The sequence below is a fragment of the Nonomuraea sp. NPDC001636 genome, from assembly GCF_040298265.1.
GTDB lineage: Bacteria > Actinomycetota > Actinomycetes > Streptosporangiales > Streptosporangiaceae > Nonomuraea.
The window spans coordinates 1-20903 of the sequence record NZ_JBEOZT010000055.1; the positions used below are offsets into that span (position 1 = coordinate 1).

Consider the following 20903-nt stretch of genomic DNA (forward strand, 5'->3'; position numbering starts at 1 on the left):
AAGATCACCCGTTCTACTGGATCTCCGTTCTCATGTCCCAGGTTCGGCCGAACACCTTGACTCGACCGCCAGCCGTCTTAACTTCCCGGCATTGCCCCTAGCCCGCAGACTCTCTTCTCCATGACGGTGATGCGTTGCGCCACCGTGAGCATGTCCAGCTTCTGGTGAGCCAGGTCGGGGCGCGGCCGTGGGGTGGTGAGGGCCCGGGGACCCGGATGAGGAGGGGGCGGTTCTCGGGGGTGGCGATGAGTTTCGTCGGTGGGGGTGGTCAGTATGGGGGTGACGAGGACTGCTGACGAGACCCATGACCGCCAGGCCGGCCGTGACGAGGCCGGGCCCGAGACCGATAGAGGTACCGTGTCCAGCCCACAACTCGAATCATCCGCCAAGGGCGTGGCCGCCGGTTCGGGTCGTACGCCCGCCGTGATCCGGTTGCTGGTGCTGGCGACGTTCGTGGTCGTGCTCAACGAGACGATCATGATCAACGCGATCCCCCGGCTGATGGACGCCATGCACATCACCGAGCAGACCGCCCAGTGGCTCTCCACGGCCTTCATGCTGACCATGGCGGGGGTCATCCCGATCACCGGCTGGTTCCTGCAGCGGGTCACCACCCGCACGGCGTACACCACCGCCATGGGGCTGTTCCTGCTGGGCACGGCGCTGGCCGCGGTCGCGCCGGTGTTCGGGGTGCTGCTGGGGGCCCGGATCGTCCAGGCGTCCGGCACGGCCGTGATGATGCCGCTGCTGATGACCACGCTGATGCAGGTCGTGCCGGAGAAGGACCGGGGGCGGGTGATGGGCAACGTGACACTGGCGATCTCCGTCGCCCCGGCCATGGGTCCGGCGATCTCGGGGGTGATCCTGCACTTCGGGTCGTGGCGGCTGCTGTTCGCGGTGGTGCTGCCGATCGCCGGGCTGATCACGTGGAGCGGCCTGCGGCAGCTCAGGAACACCGGCGAGCCCGAGGTCAGCACGATCGACTGGTTCAGCGTGGTGACGGCGGCGGCCGGGTTCGGCGGGCTGGTCTACGGGCTCAGCCGGTTCGAGGGCGGGGACGTGCGCGTCGCCGCCGCGATCACGGTGGCCGGGCTGGTCACCATCGCCGTCTTCGTGGTGCGCCAGCTCGTGCTGCAGAGGCGCGGCGCGCCGCTGATGGACCTGCGCACGTTGCGCCACCGCACGTACACGGTGGCGCTGGTCCTGATGTCGGTGGCGTTCATGGCGATGCTCGGGTCGATGATCCTGCTGCCTCTCTACCTGCAGAACGTCCGGGCGCTCAGCCCGCTGGAGACGGGGCTCCTGGTGATGCCGGGCGGGCTGGCGATGGGCCTGCTCGGCCCGGCCGTCGGCCGCGTGTTCGACAACCACGGCGGCCGGGTGCTGGTCATCCCCGGCGCGATCGGGATCATGCTCGCGCTGGCCGGGTTCACCCAGGTCACGATGACGATGCCGTACTGGCAGCTGCTGGGTCTGCACGCGCTGCTCATGGTGAGCCTGGCCGCGACCTTCACCCCGGTCTTCACGCTCGGGCTCGGGGCGGTCCCGCCGCACCTGTACTCTCACGGCAGCTCGATCCTGAGCACGCTCCAGCAGGTCGCCGCGGCGATCGGCACCGCGCTGGTGGTCACCGTGATGAGCGCGCGGGCCGACACCCTGCGGGCCGAGGGCCTCACGCAGGCGCTGGCGACCCTCGGCGGCATGCGGCTGGCGTTCGTGGTGGGCGCGGTCCTGTCGGTGGCGGTGGTGGTGACCGCGCTGCTCCTGCCGTCCCGGGCAGAGCGCGCCGTCGAGCGCCAAGAGCGCGCCGTCGAGCGCCAGGAGCGCGCCGTCGAGCACTAGGGGGCGGTGGCGCCCAGGTAGGTGAGGACGGCGCGCACCCGGCGGTTGGTGTCGTCGTCGTCGGCGGCGAGGCCGAGCTTGGCGAAGATCGTGGTCGTGTACTTGCTGATGGCGCCCTCGCTGAGGAAGAGCCGGGCCGCGATCGCCGCGTTCGACAGGCCCTCGGCCATCAGTTCGAGCACCGAGCGTTCGCGTTCGGTGAGGGTGGCGAGGGGGTCGGCGTGGGCGGGGCGGCCGAGCAGCTTCGCGACCACCGTGGGGTCGAGCGCCGTGCCGCCGTCGGCGACGCGGGCGAGCGCGTCCATGAACTGGCCGGCGTCGAGTACGCGGTCCTTGAGCAGGTAGCCGACACCGCCCTGGCCGTCGGCCAGCAGTTCGCGGGCGTAGAGCTGCTCCACGTGCTGGGAGAGGATCAGCACGGGCAGGCCCGGCACCTCGCGGCGGGCGGCGAGCGCGGCCTGGAGCCCCTCGTCGGAGAAGGTCGGCGGCAGCCGCACGTCCACGACGGCCACGTCGGGACGGTGGCCGACCAGCGCTTCGAGCGCCGCGGGCCCGGAGTCGACGGCCGCGACGACGGTGTGCCCGTACGCCTGGACGAGACGGACGAGCCCGTCGCGGAGCAGGAAGAGGTCCTCGGCTATGACAATTCGCACGGCACCGCCACTGAGACGCGGGTGGGACCCCCGAGGGGGCTGTCGATGTCCAGACGGCCGCCGAAGGCAGCCATCCGGCGTCCGACGCCGTCCAGCCCGGAGCCGGCGGACGCGCTCGCCCCGCCGGCGCCGTCGTCGGTGACGGTCGCGGTGAGGGTCCGCGCCTGCGGCTCGTAGCCAAGTTCGACGGTCGCCCGGGTGGCGCGGGCGTGTTTGGCCACGTTCGCCAGCAGTTCGGCGACGGCGAAGTAGACCGCGGACTCGACCGGACGCTCGGGCCGCGCGGGCACGGAACTGCGTACGGCGACCTCGACGGGCGCGTCGAGCGCCAGAGCCCGGACGGCGTCGACCAGGCCGCGCTCGGTGAGCACCGGCGGGTTGATGCCGCGGACCAGCGAGCGCAGCTCGGCCAGCGCCGCGATCGAGGAGGCGCGGGCGTCGGCCAGGATGGCGCGGGCGGCGGCGGGGTCGGTCTCCAGGAGGTGTTCCGCGGCCTGCATCGACATGCCCATGCCGACCAGCCGCGCCTGGGCCCCGTCGTGCAGGCCGCGCTCGATGCGTTCGAGCTCGGCGGCCTGGGTCTGGGTCAGGTCGGCGCGGACGGCCTCAAGCTCCGCCACCCGCCGGCCGAGCCGCGAGTCGGGGATCGGGCCGAGGAAGCGGCCGGCCAGGGGGCCGAGGACGCGCCAGGCGAACGGCGCGGCGGCCAGCCCGGCGCCGATCAGGGCGAGGCCGAGGCCGCGGAAGTCCGGGACGAGCGTCAGGTAGATGCCGCCGGCCAGGCCGACCAGCGGCAGGGCGGCGACCGGCAGCACGGTCAGCCCGGCGAGCACGCACCACAGTCCGTCCCAGTGCAGCTGGGGGTCGTGGAAGCGGGCGTTCATCCGGGCGCGGCGGCGGGCCTCCCGTTCGGACTTGTGGTACTCCTCGCCGTCCCACCAGTGGCCGGTGGCCATGCGGGTGACCGGTGAGGGGGTGCGGTAGGCGACCTCGATGCGCAGGCCGAGCCAGCGCGCGGCGAGCCGGCGGGCGGCCTGGCTGAAGGCGCGGCTGGTCAGCGGGTGCACGACCCACAGGGCGACGGCGATCCACAGGATCACCACCAGCGTCTCGCCCAGCAGCGCCAGGGCCACGACGAACGGGGGCGCGGTCAGGTTCGCCGACCAGGAGTAGGCCAGCGCGGCGCCGAAGTGGCCGACGACGACGCCGACGACCGGCATCAGGCAGGTCAGCAGGACCAGGACGGCCGAGCGGCAGAGCCCGAGCACGATCTCGGCGCCCCAGCGCAGGGGCCCGCCCCTCGCGGGCGGCCTCACCTGCCAGCGTCCTTCGGCACGGCGCAATTGTGCCAGGCTGCCCTTTTTGGTGATGTTCGGGCACCCCATCGGGCTGTCACGTCTGTCTTCTCCGGTTCCCGGGCGGTGCCGCCCGACCTGGGCGAACGTACGGCTGCCGGCCTCTCCCCCGGTATCCCGCTACGCCCCCGTACGAAGTGGGCCCAGCCCCACCGCGACGGCGACGGCGGCGCGCACGAACGCGGCCACGGCCGGCGAGCGGGACCCCTGCGGCCACCCCACGGCCAGCTCGGACGGCGACAGGTCGGCGACCTCCCGGTAGGCGATGCCCGGCCGGGGGTGCCGCCGCGCCACCGACACGGGGACGAACCAGACGGCGCTCCCCAGTTCCACCAGGTTGCAGACCTGGGCCAGGTCCAGGCCGGTGCGCCGCGGCCGGTGGCCGGGGAGGGGTTCGGCGCCGTCCCGCTCGGCGGGGGTGCCGTCGGGCAGCGGCCGGCCGGCCAGGTCGGCCATGGCGAGGACGGGCCGGGCGGCCAGCGGGTCGGCGGCCGGCAGCGCGACCAGACGGGGCTCGCTCAGCAGCGGCTCGGTGTCGAGGTCGCGGTCGTCGAAGGGGGTGGTCAGCAGCGCGACGTCGGCCCGGCCGTCGCGCAGGGCGGGGGCCTGCTCGTTGCGCCCGCCCAGCAGCAGCTCGACCGGGAGCGCGCCCTCCTCGTCGCGGTAGGCCGCGAGGATCCGCGGCAGCAGCCCGGCGTCGTAGTCGGCCTTGAGCGCCACCCGGAGCCCCGGCTCGGGACGGGCCGCGTGCCGGACCCGGCGGGCCGCCGCGGCGACCGCGTCGAGGGCGGCCCGGGCGTCGCGCAGGAAGACCTCGCCCGGCGGGGTGAGCGCGACCTGCCGCGTGGTGCGTTCCAGCAGGCGCACGCCCAGCCGGCGTTCCAGCTCGCGGATCGCCCGGGACAGCGGGGGCTGCGCCATGCCCAGCCGCTCGGCGGCCCGCCCGAAGTGCAGCTCCTCGGCCACGGCCACGAAGTAGCGGAGCTCGCGGACCTCCAGGTCATTCATATCCGCAGGGTATCAATGGTGATCGGATCGGTCCTTCAGGTTCGCCGCCGCGCTCGGTTGACTGGCCGTGCCCCCCAGCACGACATCCCCGATTCCCCTGGAGTTCTCCTTGATCGTCATCACCACGCCCACCGGCCGGATCGGCCGGCGGGTTCTCGACCTCGTCCTGGCCGCGGGCGAGCCGGTCCGCGTCGTCGTGCGGGACCCGGCCCGGCTGCCGGCGGCCGTGCGGGAGCGGGTGGAGGTCGTGCCGGGTTCGCACGGCGACGCCCGCGTCGTCGAGGAGGCGTTCGCGGGCGCCGACGCCGTGTTCTGGGTCGTCCCGCCGAATCCGCGAGCCCCTGGCCTCGACGCCGCCTACCTGGACTTCAGCCGTCCGGCGTGCGAGGCGTTCGTGCGCCGCGGGGTGGGCCGGGTGGTCGGGGTCTCGGCCCTGGGCCGCGGCCTGCCGCTGAACGCCGGTCTCGTGACGGCCTCGCTGGCCATGGACGACCTGATCGCCGCCACGGGCGTGCCCTACCGGGCCCTGACAATGCCCTCGTTCATGGACAACCTGCTCGACCAGGCGGCGGTGATCAGGGACCAGGGCGTGTTCTTCTCGCCCGTCCACGGTGACCTGAAGGCCCCCGTCTGCGCCACCCGCGACATCGCGGCGGTGGCCGCCGGGCTGCTGCTCGACCGCGGCTGGACCGGGCGGGCCGACGTCCCGGTGCTCGGCCCGGAGGACCTGTCGGGTGAGGACCTGGCGCGGATCATGTCCGAGGTGCTGGGACGGCCGGTCGGCCTGCGGCACGTGCCGATGGCGGCGTTCAGGGCCAGGCTGGCCGAGCAGGGCTGGTCGGAGGCGATGGCCCAGGGGATGGCCGACATGATGGAGGCCAAGAACCAGGGGCTGGACAACGCGGAGCGGCGTACCCCGCAGGCCACCACCCCCACCGGTTTCCGTCAGTGGTGCGAGGAGGAGCTGCGGCCGGCCGTCCTGGGCTGAGCGGTCCCTTGTGCGGGGTCCCGGTGCGGCGTAGCGTGACTGATGACCAGATTTCACATCCAGTCACGAGGTGTGGCGCATGGCGGAACGGGCGGACCGGATCCTCGACGCCGCGGGCGAGCTGCTCCTGCGTCACGGCTACCGCAAGGTCACCGTCGACGACATCGCCGGCCGCGCCGGGGTGGGCAAGGGCACCATCTACCTGCACTGGCGGACCAAGGACGAGCTGTTCGAGGCGCTGCTGCTGCGGGAGTCCATCGAGGTCGTGGAGGAGTTCGCGGCGCTGCTGCGGCACGACCCCGCCCAGGTGCTGCCGCATCGTTTCTCGCGGGCGGCCTTCGTCTCCATGAGCCGCAGGCCGCTGCTGCGGGCGCTGTTCACCACCGACATCGAGCTGCTGGGCAAACTGGCCAAGCACCCGCTGCGCAGCCACGACCTCCTCGCGGCCGAGCGGTTCCAGCGGGTGGCCGACCGGTACGGCCTGCTCAGGCCCGACATGCCACACCCCCGGTACACGCTGAGCGCCGCGTCCACGGGTTTCTACCTGCTCGGCGGCATCGACACCGTCGGGACGGAGCTGAGCGTCGAGGAGCAGGCGGACGCGCTCGCCTTCACCGTGCGCAACGCCTTCGAGCCCGCCGTGCCGCCGTCCGCCGAGGTTCTGGAGGCGGCGGCGGCGGAGTACGTCGCAATTCTCGAGGAACTGATCCCGCCCTACCGAAAGTGGATCTACGACTAAGGAGAGGCGATGTCCGACATCGTCGAACGGTACAACATCTCCAAGCAGCACTTCTGGCTGCACGGGCCGCGATCGGGCCCGTCCGTCGAGTACGACGCCGCCGCCGGGATGTACAACGTCCACGGCTACCAGGAAGTGCACGACGTGCTCGCCGACCCCGGCACGTTCTCCTCCGACACCATGCGGCTGGTCCCCAAGGGGCTGCTGCCGGAGGGCGACGACTTCTCGATGAAGGGGTTCATCACCCAGATCGACCCGCCGGAGCACGGCAAGCTGCGCAAGCTGGTCAGCAGCGCGTTCACCCGCAAGGTCGTCGCGGACCTCGAACCGCGGATCGCCCAGCTCACCCACGAGCTGCTCGACGCGGCCGACGGACGCGACCGCCTGGAGCTGGTGGCCGACCTGGCCTACCCGCTCCCCGTCATCGTCATCGCCGAGCTGCTGGGGGTGCCGAGCAGCGACCGCGCCCTGTTCAGGCAGTGGGCCGACGGGCTGTTCCAGCGCGACGCCAAGGTCTCGCTCGCCGAGCCGGTGGAGAGCCAGAGCGCGGACGTGGCGAAGACCCTCAAACCATGGCGGGAGATGACGCAGTACCTCGCCGGGCACGCCGCCGAGCGCCGCGCGCGGCCCCGCGCCGACCTGCTCACCAAGCTGGTCGAGGCCGAGGTGGACGGCGAGCGCCTGCCCGACGACCAGGTCGTCAACTTCGCGATACTGCTGCTGCTCGCCGGGCACATCACCACGACGATGCTGCTCGGCAACACGGTGGTGTGCCTGGACGCCTTCCCCGGCCAGCAGGACAAGGTACGGGCCGACCGCTCCACCGTGCCGGCCGTGATCGAGGAGTCGTTGCGGCTGTTCACCCCGTTCGCCGGGCTGGCCCGGTCGACCACCCGCGAGGTCGAGCTGGGCGGGGTGACGATCCCAGCCGACAAGATGGTCATGCTCTGGCTCGGCTCGGCCAACCGGGACCCCAGGCAGTTCCCCGACCCCGACGTCTTCGACGCCGGCCGCGACCCCAACCCGCATCTCGCCTTCGGCCGGGGCATCCACTTCTGCCTGGGCGCCCCCCTGGCCCGGCTGGAAGGGCGGGTCGCGCTGAACATCCTGCTCGACCGGGTCGGCGTCCTGCGCACCGATCCGGACGACCCGGTGGTCTTCATGCCCACGCCGACCATGACGGGGGTGAACCGGCTTCCGCTCGTGCGGTGACCCGCCGCCGCACGGGGGCCGGTTCCCGCCCTCGTCAAGCGCGGGTCCAGGACGCGGCAAAGTGCCGCGCGTCGTCGTGGGCGTCCCGTCCCGTGGGGGCCAAGGTGGCTTGTTCACCTTCGTCGCACCACAAGAGGGGACGATCCTGGCTATGAGCGGCAAGCAGCGGAAGCTGGAGCTGAGCGTGCCGCAGATCGTGGGAAGCGCCCTGGCCGCGGTCACCGCCGCGGTCGCGGCCTCCTACCTCGGGACGGCGGGGACGGTGCTCGGCGCCGCGATGATGAGCGTGGCCAGCACCGTCATCGCCGACGTCTACACGCATTACCTCAAGCGCACGGGCGACAGGGTGAAGCAGCGGACGGCGGTCGCCCTGCGCCGGAAGAAGCCGCGGTGGGCCAGGGTGGGCGGCGCCGCGGCCCTGGTGTTCACCGTCAGCATGGGCAGCATCGTGATCTACGAGGTCATCGCGGACCGCACGGTGGCCGACCAGGTCGCCGGACGGGCCCCGGGCGAGGCGGGCAAGGCCCCCGGCCGCAAGGACCGCCGGGACGGGCGGGCGGCCGGGGAGCCGCGGCACGAACGTCCCGCGACCCGGCCGCCGAGCCCGACGCCGTCACCCGGGCCGTCCACCGGCCCGTCCGCGACGCCCACGCCGGGCGGGACGGTCACGGTCACGCCGACGCCCACGCCGGGCGGGACGGGCTCGGCCGGCCCCTCCTCCACGGCCACGCCGGACGCCACCCCCTCGGACCCCGTCCCCACCGCCCTGCCCTCGCCGACCGACAGGGACCCGGGCGAGCCGGCCGACCCGAACTTCGGCGACCTCCTCTTCCGCTGACCGAGTGTCAGGCCGGTCGCCGGTGGGCGGTGCGTCGAGCAGTGGATCCCAAGTGGCTTCCAAGTAGGCGTTCCTAGGCTTGCCGGGACCTGAGTGGAGAGGCGGGTGAGCCATGGGGGTGGCGGGTGACGGTTCCAGGCGGGGAGCGCCGGCCGTGAACGATCCGTACGGCAGGACGCGCCCTGCCCCGCGCCACGCGGCGCCCCCCGCGCGGGACGGACAGGGCATCTACCGGGAGGAGGCGTTACGGCACCGGGCGATGTCGCGGGTCACCCGGATGCCACCGGTGATCAGCACCCCGTCGTTCCTGGCGTTGTGGCTGCTGGTGGCCGCGCTCCTCGCCACGGGCCTCCTGCTGACCATGGCCGCGGTGGAGGCGGTCGCCTGATGTTGCGCCGCCTGCCCGTACTGCTCCAGAACACCGACACCGAGTGCGGCGCCGCCTGCCTGGCCATGGTGCTGTGCCACCACGGGCACCGCACCACGCTCCACCAGGTCGCCGAGCGCCTCCAGGTCGGCAGGGACGGCCTGAGCGCCAAGGCGATCGTGGACGGCGCCCGCGACCACGGTCTCAAGGCCCGCGCCTTCTCCCTGGCCCCCGAGGACCTGGCCCGCGTGCCGCTCCCCGCCGTCGCGCACTGGGAGTTCAACCACTTCATCGTGGTCGAACGCTGGTCCCCCGACCGCGTGGACGTCGTCGACCCCGGGCACGGCCGCCGCAGGCTGACGCCGGAGGAGTTCGGGGCCGGGTTCACCGGCGTGCTGCTGGTGTTCGAGCCGGGCGAGGGGTTCCGGCGCGGCACGACGTCGGCGGCGAGCGCCTGGCGCAGGGAGTTCGTCCGGACGCTGTTCCGGCGGCGCAGGGGGCTGCTCGCGCAGCTCATCGCGGCCTCGTTGCTGCTGCAGGTGCTCGGGCTCGCGCTGCCGATGTTCTCGCAGCTCCTCCTGGACTCCATCGTGCCCAGGCGGGCGGTGGACGTGCTGTCCCTGCTGGGCGTCTCCGTGCTGCTCGCGGGGGCGGCCCAGCTGGTGATCGGGTACCTGCGGGCGGCGCTGCTGGTCGCCGTACGGGCCCGTGCCGACCAGGAGCTCACCGAGAACCTGGTCAGCCATCTGGTGACGCTGCCGTACCGGTACTTCCAGCAGCGCGGCAAGGGCGACCTGGTGACCAGGGCGGGCAGCGTCTCGACGCTCGGCGACATCCTCACCGGGCAGGTCGTGGCGGCGCTGCTGGACGGCCCGCTGGCCGTGGGCTACCTGGTGCTGGTCTACCTGTGGGACCCGGTGTTCGGGCTGGCGCTGACCGGGCTGGCCGTGCTGCAGACGGTTCTGCTGCTGGCCACGACCAGCCGGATCGCCACGCTCACCCGGCAGGAGCTGACGGCGCTGTCGGCGTCCCAGACCAGCCTGATCCAGACGATCACCGGCATCGAGACGCTGAAGGCGTCGGGCGCCGAGAAGCGGGCCGTGGACCAGTGGTCGTCGCACTTCGCCAGGCAGCTCGACGCGGACGTCCGGGCCGGGCTGACCAGGGGGCTGCTGGAGTCGGCGCTGTCCGCGATCCGGGTGACGGCGCCGCTCGGGCTGCTGTGGCTGGGCGCCTGGCGGGTGCTCGACGGGCAGCTCACGGTGGGCGCGCTGGTGGCGCTGAACGCCATCGCGCTCGGCGCGCTGACCCCGCTCGGCTCGCTGATGACCGGGCTGCAGAGCCTCCAGCAGGCGGGCGCGCACTTCGACCGGCTGTCCGACATCCTGGCCTCGGAGCCGGAGCCGAGCAACGGCATCGAGGTGCTGCGGCTGCGGGGCGCGGTCGAGCTGCGCGGGGTGAGCTTCCGCCACGACCCGCGCGCCCCCTGGACCGTGCGCGACGTCTCGGTCTCCATCCGCCCCGGTCAGAAGGTCGCGCTGGTGGGGGCGTCCGGCTCGGGCAAGAGCACGCTGGCCCGGCTGCTGCTCGCGCTGCACACGCCCGTGCTCGGCGAGATCCGTTACGACGGCGTCCCGGCCGCCGAGCTGAACCTGCGCACGCTGCGCCGCCAGTTCGGCGTGGTCACCCAGGACCCGTCCCTGTTCAGCGGCTCGATCAGGGAGAACATCGCGCTGAACGAGCCGGGCGCGTCCCTGGAGCGGGTGGTCGCCGCGGCCCGCCTGGCGGCGCTGCACGACGAGATCATGGACATGCCCATGGGGTACGAGACGATGCTCACCGACGGCGGCGGCCTGTCGGGCGGGCAGCGGCAGCGGCTCGCCCTGGCCCGCGCCGTCCTGTCACGCCCGAAGGTGCTGCTGCTCGACGAGGCCACCAGCAACCTAGACAGCGCCACGGAGGCGGCCATCGAGGCGAACCTGAGCCGGCTCGTCCAGACCAGGATCGTGATCGCCCACCGGCTCAGCACGGTCAGGGACGCCGACCTGATCCTCGTGATCGACGCGGGCCGGGTGGTGCAACGCGGCACCCACGACGAGCTGACCGCCACGGGCGGCAAGTACGCCGAGCTGGTCGCCGCCCAGGCCGTGCTCTCCTGACCCGGTCACGCCAGCCGGACGGTCACCGTCACCGAAGCGCCCTCCAGGCCGGCCGTCGGCCCGAAGGCGAGCCTCAGCCGGTCGCCCGTCGCCGCCCCCGTGAGCAGCGGGTGGCCGCGCAGCACGCCGGCGACCGGCCGGTCCCAGGTCACGGTCAGCCCGTCCAGGTCGCGCCGGGGATCGGCCACGGTCACGGTGGCCGTGCCCGCGGCGTCCTCCCTGACCAGCACGGCGCAGGGACCGGAGGCGGCCAGCGGGCCGGCGGCGCCCTCGTGCCAGAAGGCGGCCGCGGTGACGCCCAGCGCGTCCACCCGGACGGCCTGGTGCCGCGCGGTGTTGGCGAGCACGCGGGCCCACCCGCGATCGGCGGCCCTGGCGGCCGTGCGCGCGCGGCTCGCGCCCGGCAGCAGCAGGTAGACGTAGTCCGCCTGGTCCGGGTCGACGCCGTGGTCGAGCCAGAGGGTGACGTAGTCGCGGTCGCCGCGCCGTTCGCGCAGGGTGCGCAGGCCGTCCGGCACCACGTAGCCGCCGTGGCCGTCGAGGTGGGCCCACCCCGCCCGCAGATCCGCGGTCAGCGGGGCGGCGGTCCTGCGGTTGTCCACGATCGTCTCGACCGGCACGCCGTCCGCGCCGCTGATCCCCGCGCCGAGGCAGACCACCGCGTCGTCGAGGAAGAACCACGACTTGAACGCCTCCATCGTGCTGTCGAGGCCGTTCAGGTGCTGGCCGACGACGGCGTACGAGCCGTCCGTGGCGCCGCCGACCCAGCGGCCGGGCGGGCAGGTGTCGCCCCAGGCCGGGCCCGCGCCGTCGGGCAGCCGCCGGGTGGAGACGGTCGTGCCGGGCAGCCGGTAGGGGTCGGCGGTCGTCCAGAACGAGTCGGAGTACTGGTCGGCGTGGCCGTCGGCCCACCAGTAGAGCAGGCCGGAGCCGGTGTGCCAGCCGCGCAGGTTCTCGCCGTTGCCGTGCTCGTAGTGGCCGATCGTGGCGGAGGCCATGCTGAGCGCGGCGCACCAGCCCGGCCTGCGGTGCACGGCCCGCGCGCTCATCGGGAACAGCCGGTGGCCGACGGGCTCCGGCGCGGCGGGCACGGCGTCGTCAGCCAGGACGGCGGTCAGGCGGGCGTGGAAGGCCGGGTCGGCCTCGTCCGGCATGGGCCGGCACGTCTGGCGCACCGCCCATCCCTTGACCATCGCCTGCCAGCGGGCCCGGTCGGCGGCCGGGGCCACCTCGCCGAGCAGCAGGATCGCGGCGGCCAGCTCGCGGCCCCTGTCGTGGTCGCCGAACGGCTTCCTGCCGATCCCCCTGCCGCGCACCAGGTCCATGCAGAACCCGTCGTGCACGAACGGCGCGTACGACCGCTCCACCATGGCGAACACAGTCGGGTCCACGACCTCCCACGGCGTGCCGCGCAGCACCGCGAACAGCGTCGCGAGCCCGGTGAGCAGCGTCACCCCGTAGCCGCCCTGGTAGGGCACGGTCGAATGCTGGACGAACGACCCGTCCCGGTAGAAGCCGTCGCCCTCGGAGACCACGCGGAACACCGGGGCGAGCGCCGAGACCGCCAGCGCCGCCTTGCCGGGGTCGGCCCTGAGCATGGCGCGCAGCAGCATCACCACGCATAGGTCCACCCGGTTGGCGGCGGTGCTGGTGCCGCTGTAGTCGCCGAGACGGCTCTCGGGCACGAAGTGGTCGACCGCGTCCCGCAGCGCGGCGCCGCGGCGCTCGCCGAGGTGCGGCCCGACCAGCACGGCCGCGTCGAGCAGCGCCTTCGGCACGCCGATCTCCCAGTGCCACCAGTTGCCCGCCGGGTCGGCGCCGGCGGCGTACACGTGGCGGCGGTAGTGGTCGATCCCGGCGGCGACGGCGGCGGCCAGGGTGGCGTCGCCGGTCAGCCCCGTCCCCGGCAGCGCGTACGCGCGGGCCATGGCCAGCAGCCGCCCCGGCGTCGCGGCGAACGACGGGAACGGCTGGTCCGCCCAGAGCGACGTGCTCGTGTACGCCATGGCCGCGCGGTGCCGGGCCGCCCGCCGCCCGGTCTCGGCCAGCCGCGTCCGGTACGGCTCCGCACCCGCGTCGAACCCCGACCCCAGCGTCACCTCGCGCCACTGGCGGCGCAGCCTGACGAAGGAGTCGTCCGGCGTGTGGGCGGGCTCGGACCGGGCGAGCGCCCCCGCCACGGCGGCCACGGCGACCGCGCCCGCCTGGAGGAGGAGTCGCCTGGACGGCCGGTGCACGCCTCGATTATGACCCCGGCGCCCAGGGCCCGCGGGCGGTCAGACCTCCAGCAGGGTCTTGCCGTTCACCGCGCGGGCCTCGATCGCCGCGTGCGCCTCGGCCGCCCGCTCCAGCGGGAACGTGCGCCCGACGACCGCCTTGAGCCGCCCGGCCGCCGCCTCGGCGAGCGCGTGCACGGCCCGCTCGTTCCCGTCCTGGCCCAGGGCGGCCAGTTGGTCCAGGCCGAGCACGGTGACGCCCCGGCGGTCGGCCTCCGCCGGATCGACGGTCGTGGCGCTGCCGCTGGACGCGCCGTGCACGGAGAACCGCCCGCCGCGCGCGGTCACCTCGAACGCCTGGCGGCCGAGCTCGCCGCCCACGCCGTCGAAGACGACGTCGGGGCCGCGCCCGCCGGTCGCGTCGAGGACCTCCTGGATCCAGCCGGGACGCGAGTAGTCGACGGTCGCCTCGGCGCCGAGCCCGGCGACCACCGCCAGCTTGGCCGCGCCGCCCGCCGTCCCGACCACCCGGGCACCGGCCGCGCGCGCGAGCTGCACGAGCAGGCTGCCGAGCCCGCCGGCGGCGGCCTGGACGAGCACCCGTTCGCCGGGCCGGATGGCGGCGTTCGCGAACAGGCCCACGGCCGTGTTGCCGTCGATGAGCAGCGCCGTGGCGTCGGCCAGCGCGAGCCCGTCCGGCACCTCGATCAGGTCCGCGGCCCTGGCCACGACCAGTTCGGCGTTCCCGCCGCCGAAGCCCGGCGTACGGGTCACCACCCGCCGTCCCACCAGCCCGGCATCGACGTCATCGCCCACTGACAGCACGAGCCCGCCGACGCCCGCACCCGGCACGTACGGCGGCTCGGGCAGCGGCGGCCCCGGCGTGATACCCCGCCTGAGCTGCGTCTCGATGAAATTGATCTCGGCGAAGCGGACCTTCACCACGACCTCGCCCGGCCCGGCCACCGGGTCGGGGACGGTCCGCGTCTCCAGCACCTCGGGCCCGCCGAACCGCGTCACCTGCACCACTCTCATGACCACTCCTCATCCCGGAAAGCTTCCACGGCCAGCGTGCAACCTCAAGACGACTTGAGGTCAACTCGTCAGCCCGGCGCCCGCCCGCTTGATGGTCCTGATGATCGGCGCGGTCTCGATGTGCCGGATGGCGGGCAGCGCGCCCAGGCTGTCGGTGAGGTAGCGGTAGAAGGCGGTGTCGTCGCGGCACACCACGCTGGCCGCGAGGTTCGTCGGGCCCGTGGTCGCCCCGGCGAAGGCGATCTCCGGGTGCTCGGCCAGCGCCCGGCCGGTCGCGTCGAGGTCGGCGGGCGGCACCGACATCCACAGCTGGGCCTCCACCCGGTAGTCCAGGAGCTGGGGCAGCACGTCCATGTCGAAGAACAGGGCGCCGGCCGCGCAGAGCTGTTCCATCCGCCGCCGGACCGTGGACTCCGACCAGCCGGTCGCCGCCGCCAGGTCGGCGTGGCTGGTGCGGCCGTCGCGGGACAGCTCGGCCAGCAGCGCGTCGTCGCCGGGGCCGAGCGTCACGTCCTCGCCGGTGTCGCGGGGGGCGGACCCGCGGCCGGCCCGCAGGTGGGCGACCTGGTCGGCGGAGAGCGCGGCGAGCCCGGCCCAGCCGATGCGGCCGCCGACGAACATGTGCAGGGTCCGGTGCGCCGACACCGCGAGCACCCGGTTGGTCCTGGCCAGCTTGGTCAGCAGCAGCGGCTCGCGTTCCCGGTCGAGGCGCTGGATGGCGCCGCAGGAGATCTCGGTGCCGCCGGACAGCAGGTGCACCCAGAACGTGTCGGGCCGCCGGCCGAGCGCCTCGGCGATCGAGGCGCCGGCGTCGGGCGTGCAGCGCAGCCGGATGGCCCACGACTGGTGGCCGAGCCGCTGCCGGTCCACCACGCCGACGACCCGGATCCCGCCGCTGGAGCGCAGCCGCCGGTAGCGGCGGGCCACCCGCTGGTCGGACACCCCCAGCACCTCGGCGATCCGGCTGAACGAGGCCCGCCCGTCCACCTGCAACGCGTGCAGCAGCCCGCGGTCGACCTCGTCGAGCGTGACGTTTTCCACCAGATCAGGCTACTGAGCGCGGGAAACCGGCAGAAGAGCGGCGACGGCTAGGGTTATCCCCCGTCCGGGCCGGACCCTTGCCGCCATGAACACGACACTGACCCGTACGAGCTGGTGGCCGCTGGCCGCCGCCTGCCTGGGCGCCTTCATGCTCCTGGTGGACGTGACCATCGTCATGGTGGCCCTGCCCGGCATCACCGCCGACCTGAAGATGTCCTTCACCGACGCCCAATGGCTCCTGGACGGCTACGCCCTGGCCCTGGCCGCGCTGCTGCTGGCGGCCGGCTCGCTCGCCGACCACGCCGGGCGGCGCAAGGTGTACCTGATCGCCCTCTGCGTGTTCGCGCTCGCCTCCCTGGCCTGCGGCCTCGCGCCCACCGGGGGTCTGCTGCTGGCGGCCCGCGTGCTGCAGGGGGCGGGCGGCGCCGCCATGATGGCCACGACGCTGGCCCTGATCAGCGCCACCTACCACGGCCGGGAGCGCGGCATCGCGTTCGGCGTGTGGGGCGGCGTGAACGGGGCCGCCGCGGCGCTCGCCCCCGTGCTCGGCGGGCTGCTCACCGAGCACCTGCACTGGCGGGCCGTCTTCCTGGTGAACCTGCCCATCAGCCTGGCCGCCGCCTGGATGACCTGGCGCACGGTCGGCGAGTCCCGCCTGCCGGGCGGGGGCCGGCCGGACCTGGCCGGGATGGGCACGTTCACCCTGGCGGCGGGCGCGCTCACGTACGGGCTGATCGAGGCCGGGCCGAACGGCTGGACGTCGGCGCGCACGCTGGTGCCGCTCGCCGTGGCGGTGCTCGCGTTCGCCGCGTTCGTGCTGGTGGAGTCGCGCAGCGCGCATCCCATGGTGGACCTGCGGCTGTTCGCGAACAAGGCGTTCAGCGGGATCATGGCGGGGGCCGGGCTGCTCATGCCGGCCGCGTTCGCCTGCCTGGCCTTCACCTCGCTGTGGTTGCAGCAGGCCGGCGGGCTGGGCCTCGGGCCGGTCCAGGCGGGGCTGGCGCTGACGCCGATGGCCGGCACCTCGCTGGTCGTCTCGGTCGCCGCCGCCCGCCTGCTCCCCCGGCTGACGGCGCGCGCCGCGGTCGGCGGCGGGCTGCTGCTGATCGCCGCGGGCGCGCTGCTGCAGGGCATGCTCGACGAGCACTCCACGTGGACGGCGCTCGCGCCGGGCCTGGTGGTGGCCGGGATCGGCGTCGGCCTGGCCATCCCGGCCCTCAGCTCGGCCGCCATGGCGCACGTCCCGCCGCACCGGGCCGGGATGGCGGCGGGCGCGGTCAACACCGTCAGGCAGCTCGGGTACGCCCTCGGCGTCGCCGGGTTCGGCATCCTGTTCCAGGACGGCATGACCGGGCCGGGTTCGTTCCCCTCGGCGCTGAACGCCGTCTACCTGGCCGCCGCGGTCACCGGGCTGTTCGCCGGGCTGCTGGTGCTGGCCGCCGTCCGGCCGGCGCGGTCGGCCTGAGCGGGGCAGCGGCTCGCGGGCCGGCCACGCGCGAGCGGCATCCCAGGTCAGTGGACGCGGCTCCGGATCAGCCGGTCGAGCAGGCCGTGCACCTGGGCGGGGGACAGGGCGGCGCCCTCGCGCAGGCACTCGGCCAGCTCGGCGGCGGGCAGCGCGCCCCTGATCAGCGCCTCCCGCTCGGCGCCGTCGGCCGGGTCCAGCTCCGGCGGCGAGAAGCCGACCCGGGCCCCGACCGCCTCGACCGCGCCGAGCAGGCGGGCGCCGTCCCGCGGCAGCCCGCCCGCGGTGAGCACCCCGGCCAGCGTGTGCGCCATGACCAGCCAGGACGTGACGTCCTTGTCCTCGTCGAGCATGCGCAGGATCGGCAGCCCGGACGCCAGCGGCCGGTCGGTACGGCCGCCCAGCAGGTCGATCTTCATCAGCAGCCAGGTCGAGGAGGCGGTGACGAAGCGGTGTCCCGTCCTGGTGGCCACCTCGATCGAGCGGGTCAGCCAGCCGGCCGCCTCGCCCGTCTCCCGGGCGAACACCAGCAGCATGCCGAGCACCATCAGCGCCTCGGCGTGCAGCCACGCCATGCCGGCCACCCCGGCCAGGTCGAGCGCGGCACGGGCGTCGGCCAGGGCGTTCGGCGACCCGCACAGGCCGCCGAACAGCGCGCGGTAGGTCAGGGCGCGCCCCTCGGCGACCAGGTCGTCGGCCAGGCGGGCCATCTCGGCCGCCTCCCTGGCCCGCCGGCTCGCGGCGACGAAGTCGCCGGCCAGGTAGTGCAGGCCGGCCATGCCGATCAGCGCCTGGGAGCGCACGCCGGGCTCGGCGTCTGGGTAGAGCTCCATGGCCGCCGACAGGCTGGCCAGCCCCTCGGCGACGTGGCCCCTGCGGTACCAGAACCACGACAGCAGGCCGGTGAGCCGCAGCGCGTACCCGCCGTCGCCGGCCAGCATCGCCGAGGTGAACGCGGCCCGGTGCTCGGCCTGGTCGGCGAGGAGCACCTCCATCGCGGCGCTCGCCCCCTCGCCGCGGATCCTGGCGTCGGCGGCCTCGGCGCGGGCCAGCACCCAGGCGCGATGCGCGGCCTGGGCCTCGGCCAGCTCGGCCGGGTCCTGCCGGGCGCGGGCGAACTCCTTGATCGTCTCCAGCAGCCGGTAGCGGCGCGGCGAGGTGCCGGGCTCGACCGCGACGAGCGACTTGCGCACCAGCGCGCCCAGGCCGCCCAGCACCGGCCGCCCGCACACCGCGGCCGCGGCGTCCAGGTCGAAGCCGGAGGCGAACGCGCCGAGCCGGTGGAACAGCTCGCGCTCGGCGGGTTCGAGCAGGTCGTAGCTCCACTCCACGGTACGGGCGAGCGTGCGGTGCCGCTGCGGGCCGGCGCCGTCGGTGAGCACGCTGAACCTGTCGTCCATCGAGGTGAGGATCTGCTCGACCGACAACATGCGGCACTGCCCGGCGGCCAGCTCGACCGCCAGGGGCAGCCCGTCGAGCCCCAGGCAGAGGCGTTCGGCGTTGGCCAGTTCGGCGGGCGTCGGCTCCCAGCCGGGCGCGGCGGCCCTGGCCCGGCTCAGGAACAGGTCGCGGGCGTCCGCCGTGGACAGCGGCGGCACGTCGTACAGGGCCTCGCCCGGCACGCCGAGCGTCTCGCGGCTGGTGGCCAGCACGCGTACGCCGCCCGCCCCGGCCAGCAGCTCGGACACCGTGTCGCGGACGGCCGTCACGAGGTGCTCGCAGTTGTCGATCACCAGCAGCGGGCTGCGGCCGCGCAGCGCGTACGCCAGGCGTTGCCCGGTGACCGGCCCGGTGAGCCCGAGCACCTGGGCGATGGCCCCGGCCACCAGCGAAGGGTCGGCCAGCCCGGCCAGCTCGACCAGCCACGGCCCGTCGGCGTCGTCCCTGGCCCGCGCGGTCTCCAGCGCCAGCCGGGTCTTGCCGATGCCGCCCGGCCCGCTGAGCGTGACCAGCCGGTGCTCGTCGAGCAGCGCGGCCACCTGCTCGACCTCGGCCGCCCGGCCGACCAGCGCGGTGACGGGGAAGGGCAGGTTGCCGCCGCGTTCCGGCAGCGGCGCGGCGCCGCCGGGACGCAGCGCGTCGTCCTGGGCCAGCACCGCCGCCTCCAGCTCGCGCAGCCCCGGCCCCGGATCGATGCCCAGCTCCTCGGCCAGCACGCGGCGGGCGGAGCGCAGCGCGGCCAGCGCGTCGCCCTGGCGGCCCGACCGGTACAGGGCCAGCACCAGCAGCTCCCAGCCGCGTTCGCTCATGGGCTGTTCGGCGGTGAGCTTCTCCAGCTCCGGCACCACGGCCGCGTGCCGGCCGAGGGCGAGCTGCGCGGCGAACAGGCTCTCGCGCGCCGACAGGAACAGCCCCTGGAGCCGCGCGATCTCCGGGACGGCGAAGGCCGCGCCCGCGAACTCGCCGTACGGCTGCCCGCCCCACAGCTCCACGGCCTCGCTCAGCACGGCCAGCGCCGAGCTGTGGTCGCCCGACTCCAGCAGGAGCTGCCCTTCCGCGATCTTGCGGGCGAACCGCTCGGCGTCCACGGCGTCGGGCTCGACGCGCAGCGTGTAGCCGTTGCCGACGCGGGCCAGCACGCTCTCCGGCGACCGGCTGGTCCGGCCGGGTTCGAGGGCCTTGCGCAGCCTGGTGATGTAGGAGTGCAGGGTGGGCATCGAGGCGGGCTCGCCCTCGTCCCAGGCGGCGTCGAGCACGCGTTCGGCCGAGACCACCTGCCCGCGCGCGGCGACCAGCACGGCGAGCACCGCGCGCTGTCTCGGGCCGCCGAGCGCGACCTCCACCCCGTCGATCTCGGCCACGATGGGCCCCAGCACCTTGACGCGCAGCGCCACTTTCCACCTCGGTTCCGCGGCCCGGGCCGCCCCGGGTCAAGGAAGCTTAAATGAGGTTCGGCACCGATGGCTGCTTTGTTCCGACTTGACTCATTCGTCATCTCCCCAGTTCGGAGCCAGGTTCCTGGCGATCCGGAATTCCACGTTGCCCCACTCATCGGCTTCGTCCAGATTGATCACAGTATGGTCGGGCCGACTTGCAGGAGACCGGAACCCCCTACGTGCCCGCCCTGATCGGCACGACGTTGCCGGGCCCGCCGCGGCGGGGCAGCGCGAACCAGGTGGCCTTGCCGACCAGGTCGGGGTGGGTCAGGTAACGCTGGGGATGGCAGCCGTAGAAGCCGTCGGAGAGCCGGGCGACGATGCGCAGCCCCCGTCCGTGCTCGGCGGACGGGTCGGGGACCGAGGGGGCGGGCAGCGGCGGGCCGGCGTCCACGACGACGCACATGACCTCCTTGGCGTCCACGTGCAGGAGCAGCTCGTAGGGGCCCTCGCCGTACATGAACGCGTTGGTGACCAGCTCGCTCACCATGAGGACGGCGTCGTCCACGACGTCGTCGTGCAGGTCGAGCCCGGACAGCTCCTCCCGGATGATCGACCGGGCGTGGCCGACGGTCCGGGCGTCCGGGCGCAACGGCCATACGTACTGCATCCGGCTCCGCCGGGCCGACCGCAGCCTGGACATGGCCTCTCCATCCTGGGAAGGGCGGCGACGAATGCTCGTTTCAGTCAACACGAGACCTGCCTCCGATTTGTCGGACATGCGGCTGTCCAAACCTGTACGCACGCGAGGGCCGTTCGGGTCGAACGTTTACCGAGAAATCCTGACTTTCTTCGCGGCCCGACATGTCTTCCCAGGTCAGCGGGTACGGACAGGGCCATGAGCAGTCCTGACGAGAACACCCCCGAGACCGACACCACGCCGCTCCTCGACGCGGCCAGGCGCCCGGCCGGGCGTCCGGGTGAGCGTCCGGGTGAGCGCCGGTCCGGACGTCCGGGCGTGGCGGGGAGGATCCCGGCGGAGCACAAGACCGCCGGGCAGGCGGCGCTGGAACAGGCCCTGTCGCAGTCGGGCAAGCTCCTGGAGGACCTGACCGGCGAGCCGTCCGACCGGCCGCGCGGCTAGCCGGGCCCGCGCCCGAGGACCGGCC

At 74.2% G+C, this 20903-nt stretch carries 17 protein-coding genes; 9 read left to right on the forward strand and 8 right to left on the reverse strand.

What is annotated here, in order from left to right:
- Window positions 1–357 precede the first annotated feature (357 nt).
- On the forward strand, window positions 358–1842 hold the full coding sequence (locus tag ABT158_RS49410; RefSeq protein WP_352366151.1) for an MDR family MFS transporter: 1485 nt from the start codon (window positions 358–360) through the stop codon (window positions 1840–1842).
- Here the strand turns inward: ABT158_RS49410 and ABT158_RS49415 are convergent.
- The 3 genes from ABT158_RS49415 to ABT158_RS49425 form a co-directional block, all read right to left on the reverse strand.
- A complete protein-coding gene (locus ABT158_RS49415) occupies window positions 1839–2495 on the reverse strand; it encodes a response regulator transcription factor (RefSeq protein WP_352366153.1) in 657 nt (218 codons plus the stop codon). The genes ABT158_RS49410 and ABT158_RS49415 overlap by 4 nt on opposite strands.
- On the reverse strand, window positions 2480–3811 hold the full coding sequence (locus tag ABT158_RS49420) for a sensor histidine kinase (protein WP_352366155.1): 1332 nt from the start codon (window positions 3809–3811) through the stop codon (window positions 2480–2482). The genes ABT158_RS49415 and ABT158_RS49420 overlap by 16 nt, the downstream gene beginning before the upstream one ends.
- 159 nt (window positions 3812–3970) lie before the next feature.
- A complete protein-coding gene (locus ABT158_RS49425; protein WP_352366157.1) occupies window positions 3971–4858 on the reverse strand; it encodes a LysR family transcriptional regulator in 888 nt (295 codons plus the stop codon).
- Window positions 4859–4967: 109 nt separating this feature from the next.
- On the opposite strand from ABT158_RS49425, the gene ABT158_RS49430 reads away from it, so the two are divergent.
- From ABT158_RS49430 to ABT158_RS49455, 6 genes are all read left to right on the forward strand, one after another.
- The gene (locus ABT158_RS49430; RefSeq protein WP_352366159.1) at window positions 4968–5846 is read left to right on the forward strand and encodes an NmrA family NAD(P)-binding protein; all 879 of its coding nucleotides are present in this window, start codon (window positions 4968–4970) and stop codon (window positions 5844–5846) included.
- 79 nt (window positions 5847–5925) lie between these two features.
- Entirely contained in the window at window positions 5926–6585 is a 660-nt protein-coding gene (locus tag ABT158_RS49435; RefSeq protein WP_352366161.1) for a TetR/AcrR family transcriptional regulator, read from the forward strand.
- A 9-nt stretch (window positions 6586–6594) separates the two neighbouring features.
- Window positions 6595–7797, forward strand: coding sequence for a cytochrome P450 (locus ABT158_RS49440; protein WP_352366163.1), 1203 nt, complete (start codon window positions 6595–6597; stop codon window positions 7795–7797).
- Between the two features lie 151 nt (window positions 7798–7948).
- Window positions 7949–8635 carry a hypothetical protein gene (locus ABT158_RS49445; protein ID WP_352366165.1) on the forward strand — a complete coding sequence of 229 codons (687 nt, stop codon included), beginning with the start codon at window positions 7949–7951 and terminating at the stop codon, window positions 8633–8635.
- A 154-nt stretch (window positions 8636–8789) separates the two neighbouring features.
- Window positions 8790–9023, forward strand: a complete 234-nt coding sequence (locus tag ABT158_RS49450; protein ID WP_352366167.1) for a hypothetical protein — start codon at window positions 8790–8792, stop codon at window positions 9021–9023.
- A complete protein-coding gene (locus tag ABT158_RS49455; RefSeq protein ID WP_352366169.1) occupies window positions 9023–11161 on the forward strand; it encodes a peptidase domain-containing ABC transporter in 2139 nt (712 codons plus the stop codon). The genes ABT158_RS49450 and ABT158_RS49455 overlap by 1 nt, the downstream gene beginning before the upstream one ends.
- A 5-nt stretch (window positions 11162–11166) precedes the next feature.
- Here the strand turns inward: ABT158_RS49455 and ABT158_RS49460 are convergent, their stop codons facing one another.
- From ABT158_RS49460 to ABT158_RS49470, 3 genes are read right to left on the reverse strand one after another with little or no spacing between them, the layout of a single operon-like run.
- Window positions 11167–13398 carry a polysaccharide lyase 8 family protein gene (locus ABT158_RS49460; RefSeq protein WP_352366171.1) on the reverse strand — a complete coding sequence of 744 codons (2232 nt, stop codon included), beginning with the start codon at window positions 13396–13398 and terminating at the stop codon, window positions 11167–11169.
- Between the two features lie 39 nt (window positions 13399–13437).
- Window positions 13438–14412: a zinc-binding dehydrogenase gene (locus ABT158_RS49465; protein ID WP_352366173.1), complete on the reverse strand. Its 975-nt coding sequence runs from the start codon at window positions 14410–14412 to the stop codon at window positions 13438–13440.
- Window positions 14413–14472: 60 nt separating this feature from the next.
- Window positions 14473–15453, reverse strand: coding sequence for an Lrp/AsnC family transcriptional regulator (locus ABT158_RS49470; protein WP_352366175.1), 981 nt, complete (start codon window positions 15451–15453; stop codon window positions 14473–14475).
- A gap of 85 nt (window positions 15454–15538) precedes the next feature.
- Here ABT158_RS49470 and ABT158_RS49475 point away from each other — a divergent pair, with 85 nt between their 5' ends.
- Window positions 15539–16918 carry an MFS transporter gene (locus ABT158_RS49475; protein ID WP_352366177.1) on the forward strand — a complete coding sequence of 460 codons (1380 nt, stop codon included), beginning with the start codon at window positions 15539–15541 and terminating at the stop codon, window positions 16916–16918.
- 47 nt (window positions 16919–16965) lie between these two features.
- On the opposite strand, the gene ABT158_RS49480 is transcribed toward ABT158_RS49475, so the two are convergent.
- Together ABT158_RS49480 and ABT158_RS49485 are read right to left on the reverse strand one after the other, a co-directional pair.
- The gene (locus ABT158_RS49480) at window positions 16966–19752 is read right to left on the reverse strand and encodes an AfsR/SARP family transcriptional regulator (RefSeq protein ID WP_352366179.1); all 2787 of its coding nucleotides are present in this window, start codon (window positions 19750–19752) and stop codon (window positions 16966–16968) included.
- Between the two features lie 217 nt (window positions 19753–19969).
- Window positions 19970–20437, reverse strand: coding sequence for an ATP-binding protein (locus tag ABT158_RS49485; protein ID WP_352318303.1), 468 nt, complete (start codon window positions 20435–20437; stop codon window positions 19970–19972).
- Window positions 20438–20632: 195 nt separating this feature from the next.
- Between ABT158_RS49485 and ABT158_RS49490 the strand changes: the two genes are divergently transcribed.
- Window positions 20633–20878, forward strand: a complete 246-nt coding sequence (locus tag ABT158_RS49490) for a hypothetical protein (RefSeq protein ID WP_352366181.1) — start codon at window positions 20633–20635, stop codon at window positions 20876–20878.
- The last annotated feature ends 25 nt before the right edge of the window (window positions 20879–20903 follow it).

What these genes read in the sequence shown, in the direction of transcription:
- ABT158_RS49425 (WP_352366157.1), bottom strand. Translation starts at nt 4,858, where the DNA reads ATGAATGACCTGGAGGTCCGCGAGCTCCGCTACTTCGTGGCCGTGGCC.
- ABT158_RS49445 (WP_352366165.1), top strand. Translation starts at nt 7,949, where the DNA reads ATGAGCGGCAAGCAGCGGAAGCTGGAGCTGAGCGTGCCGCAGATCGTG.
- ABT158_RS49475 (WP_352366177.1), top strand. Translation starts at nt 15,539, where the DNA reads ATGAACACGACACTGACCCGTACGAGCTGGTGGCCGCTGGCCGCCGCC.
- ABT158_RS49465 (WP_352366173.1), bottom strand. Translation starts at nt 14,412, where the DNA reads ATGAGAGTGGTGCAGGTGACGCGGTTCGGCGGGCCCGAGGTGCTGGAG.
- ABT158_RS49485 (WP_352318303.1), bottom strand. Translation starts at nt 20,437, where the DNA reads ATGTCCAGGCTGCGGTCGGCCCGGCGGAGCCGGATGCAGTACGTATGG.
- ABT158_RS49440 (WP_352366163.1), top strand. Translation starts at nt 6,595, where the DNA reads ATGTCCGACATCGTCGAACGGTACAACATCTCCAAGCAGCACTTCTGG.
- ABT158_RS49435 (WP_352366161.1), top strand. Translation starts at nt 5,926, where the DNA reads ATGGCGGAACGGGCGGACCGGATCCTCGACGCCGCGGGCGAGCTGCTC.
- ABT158_RS49455 (WP_352366169.1), top strand. Translation starts at nt 9,023, where the DNA reads ATGTTGCGCCGCCTGCCCGTACTGCTCCAGAACACCGACACCGAGTGC.
- ABT158_RS49490 (WP_352366181.1), top strand. Translation starts at nt 20,633, where the DNA reads ATGAGCAGTCCTGACGAGAACACCCCCGAGACCGACACCACGCCGCTC.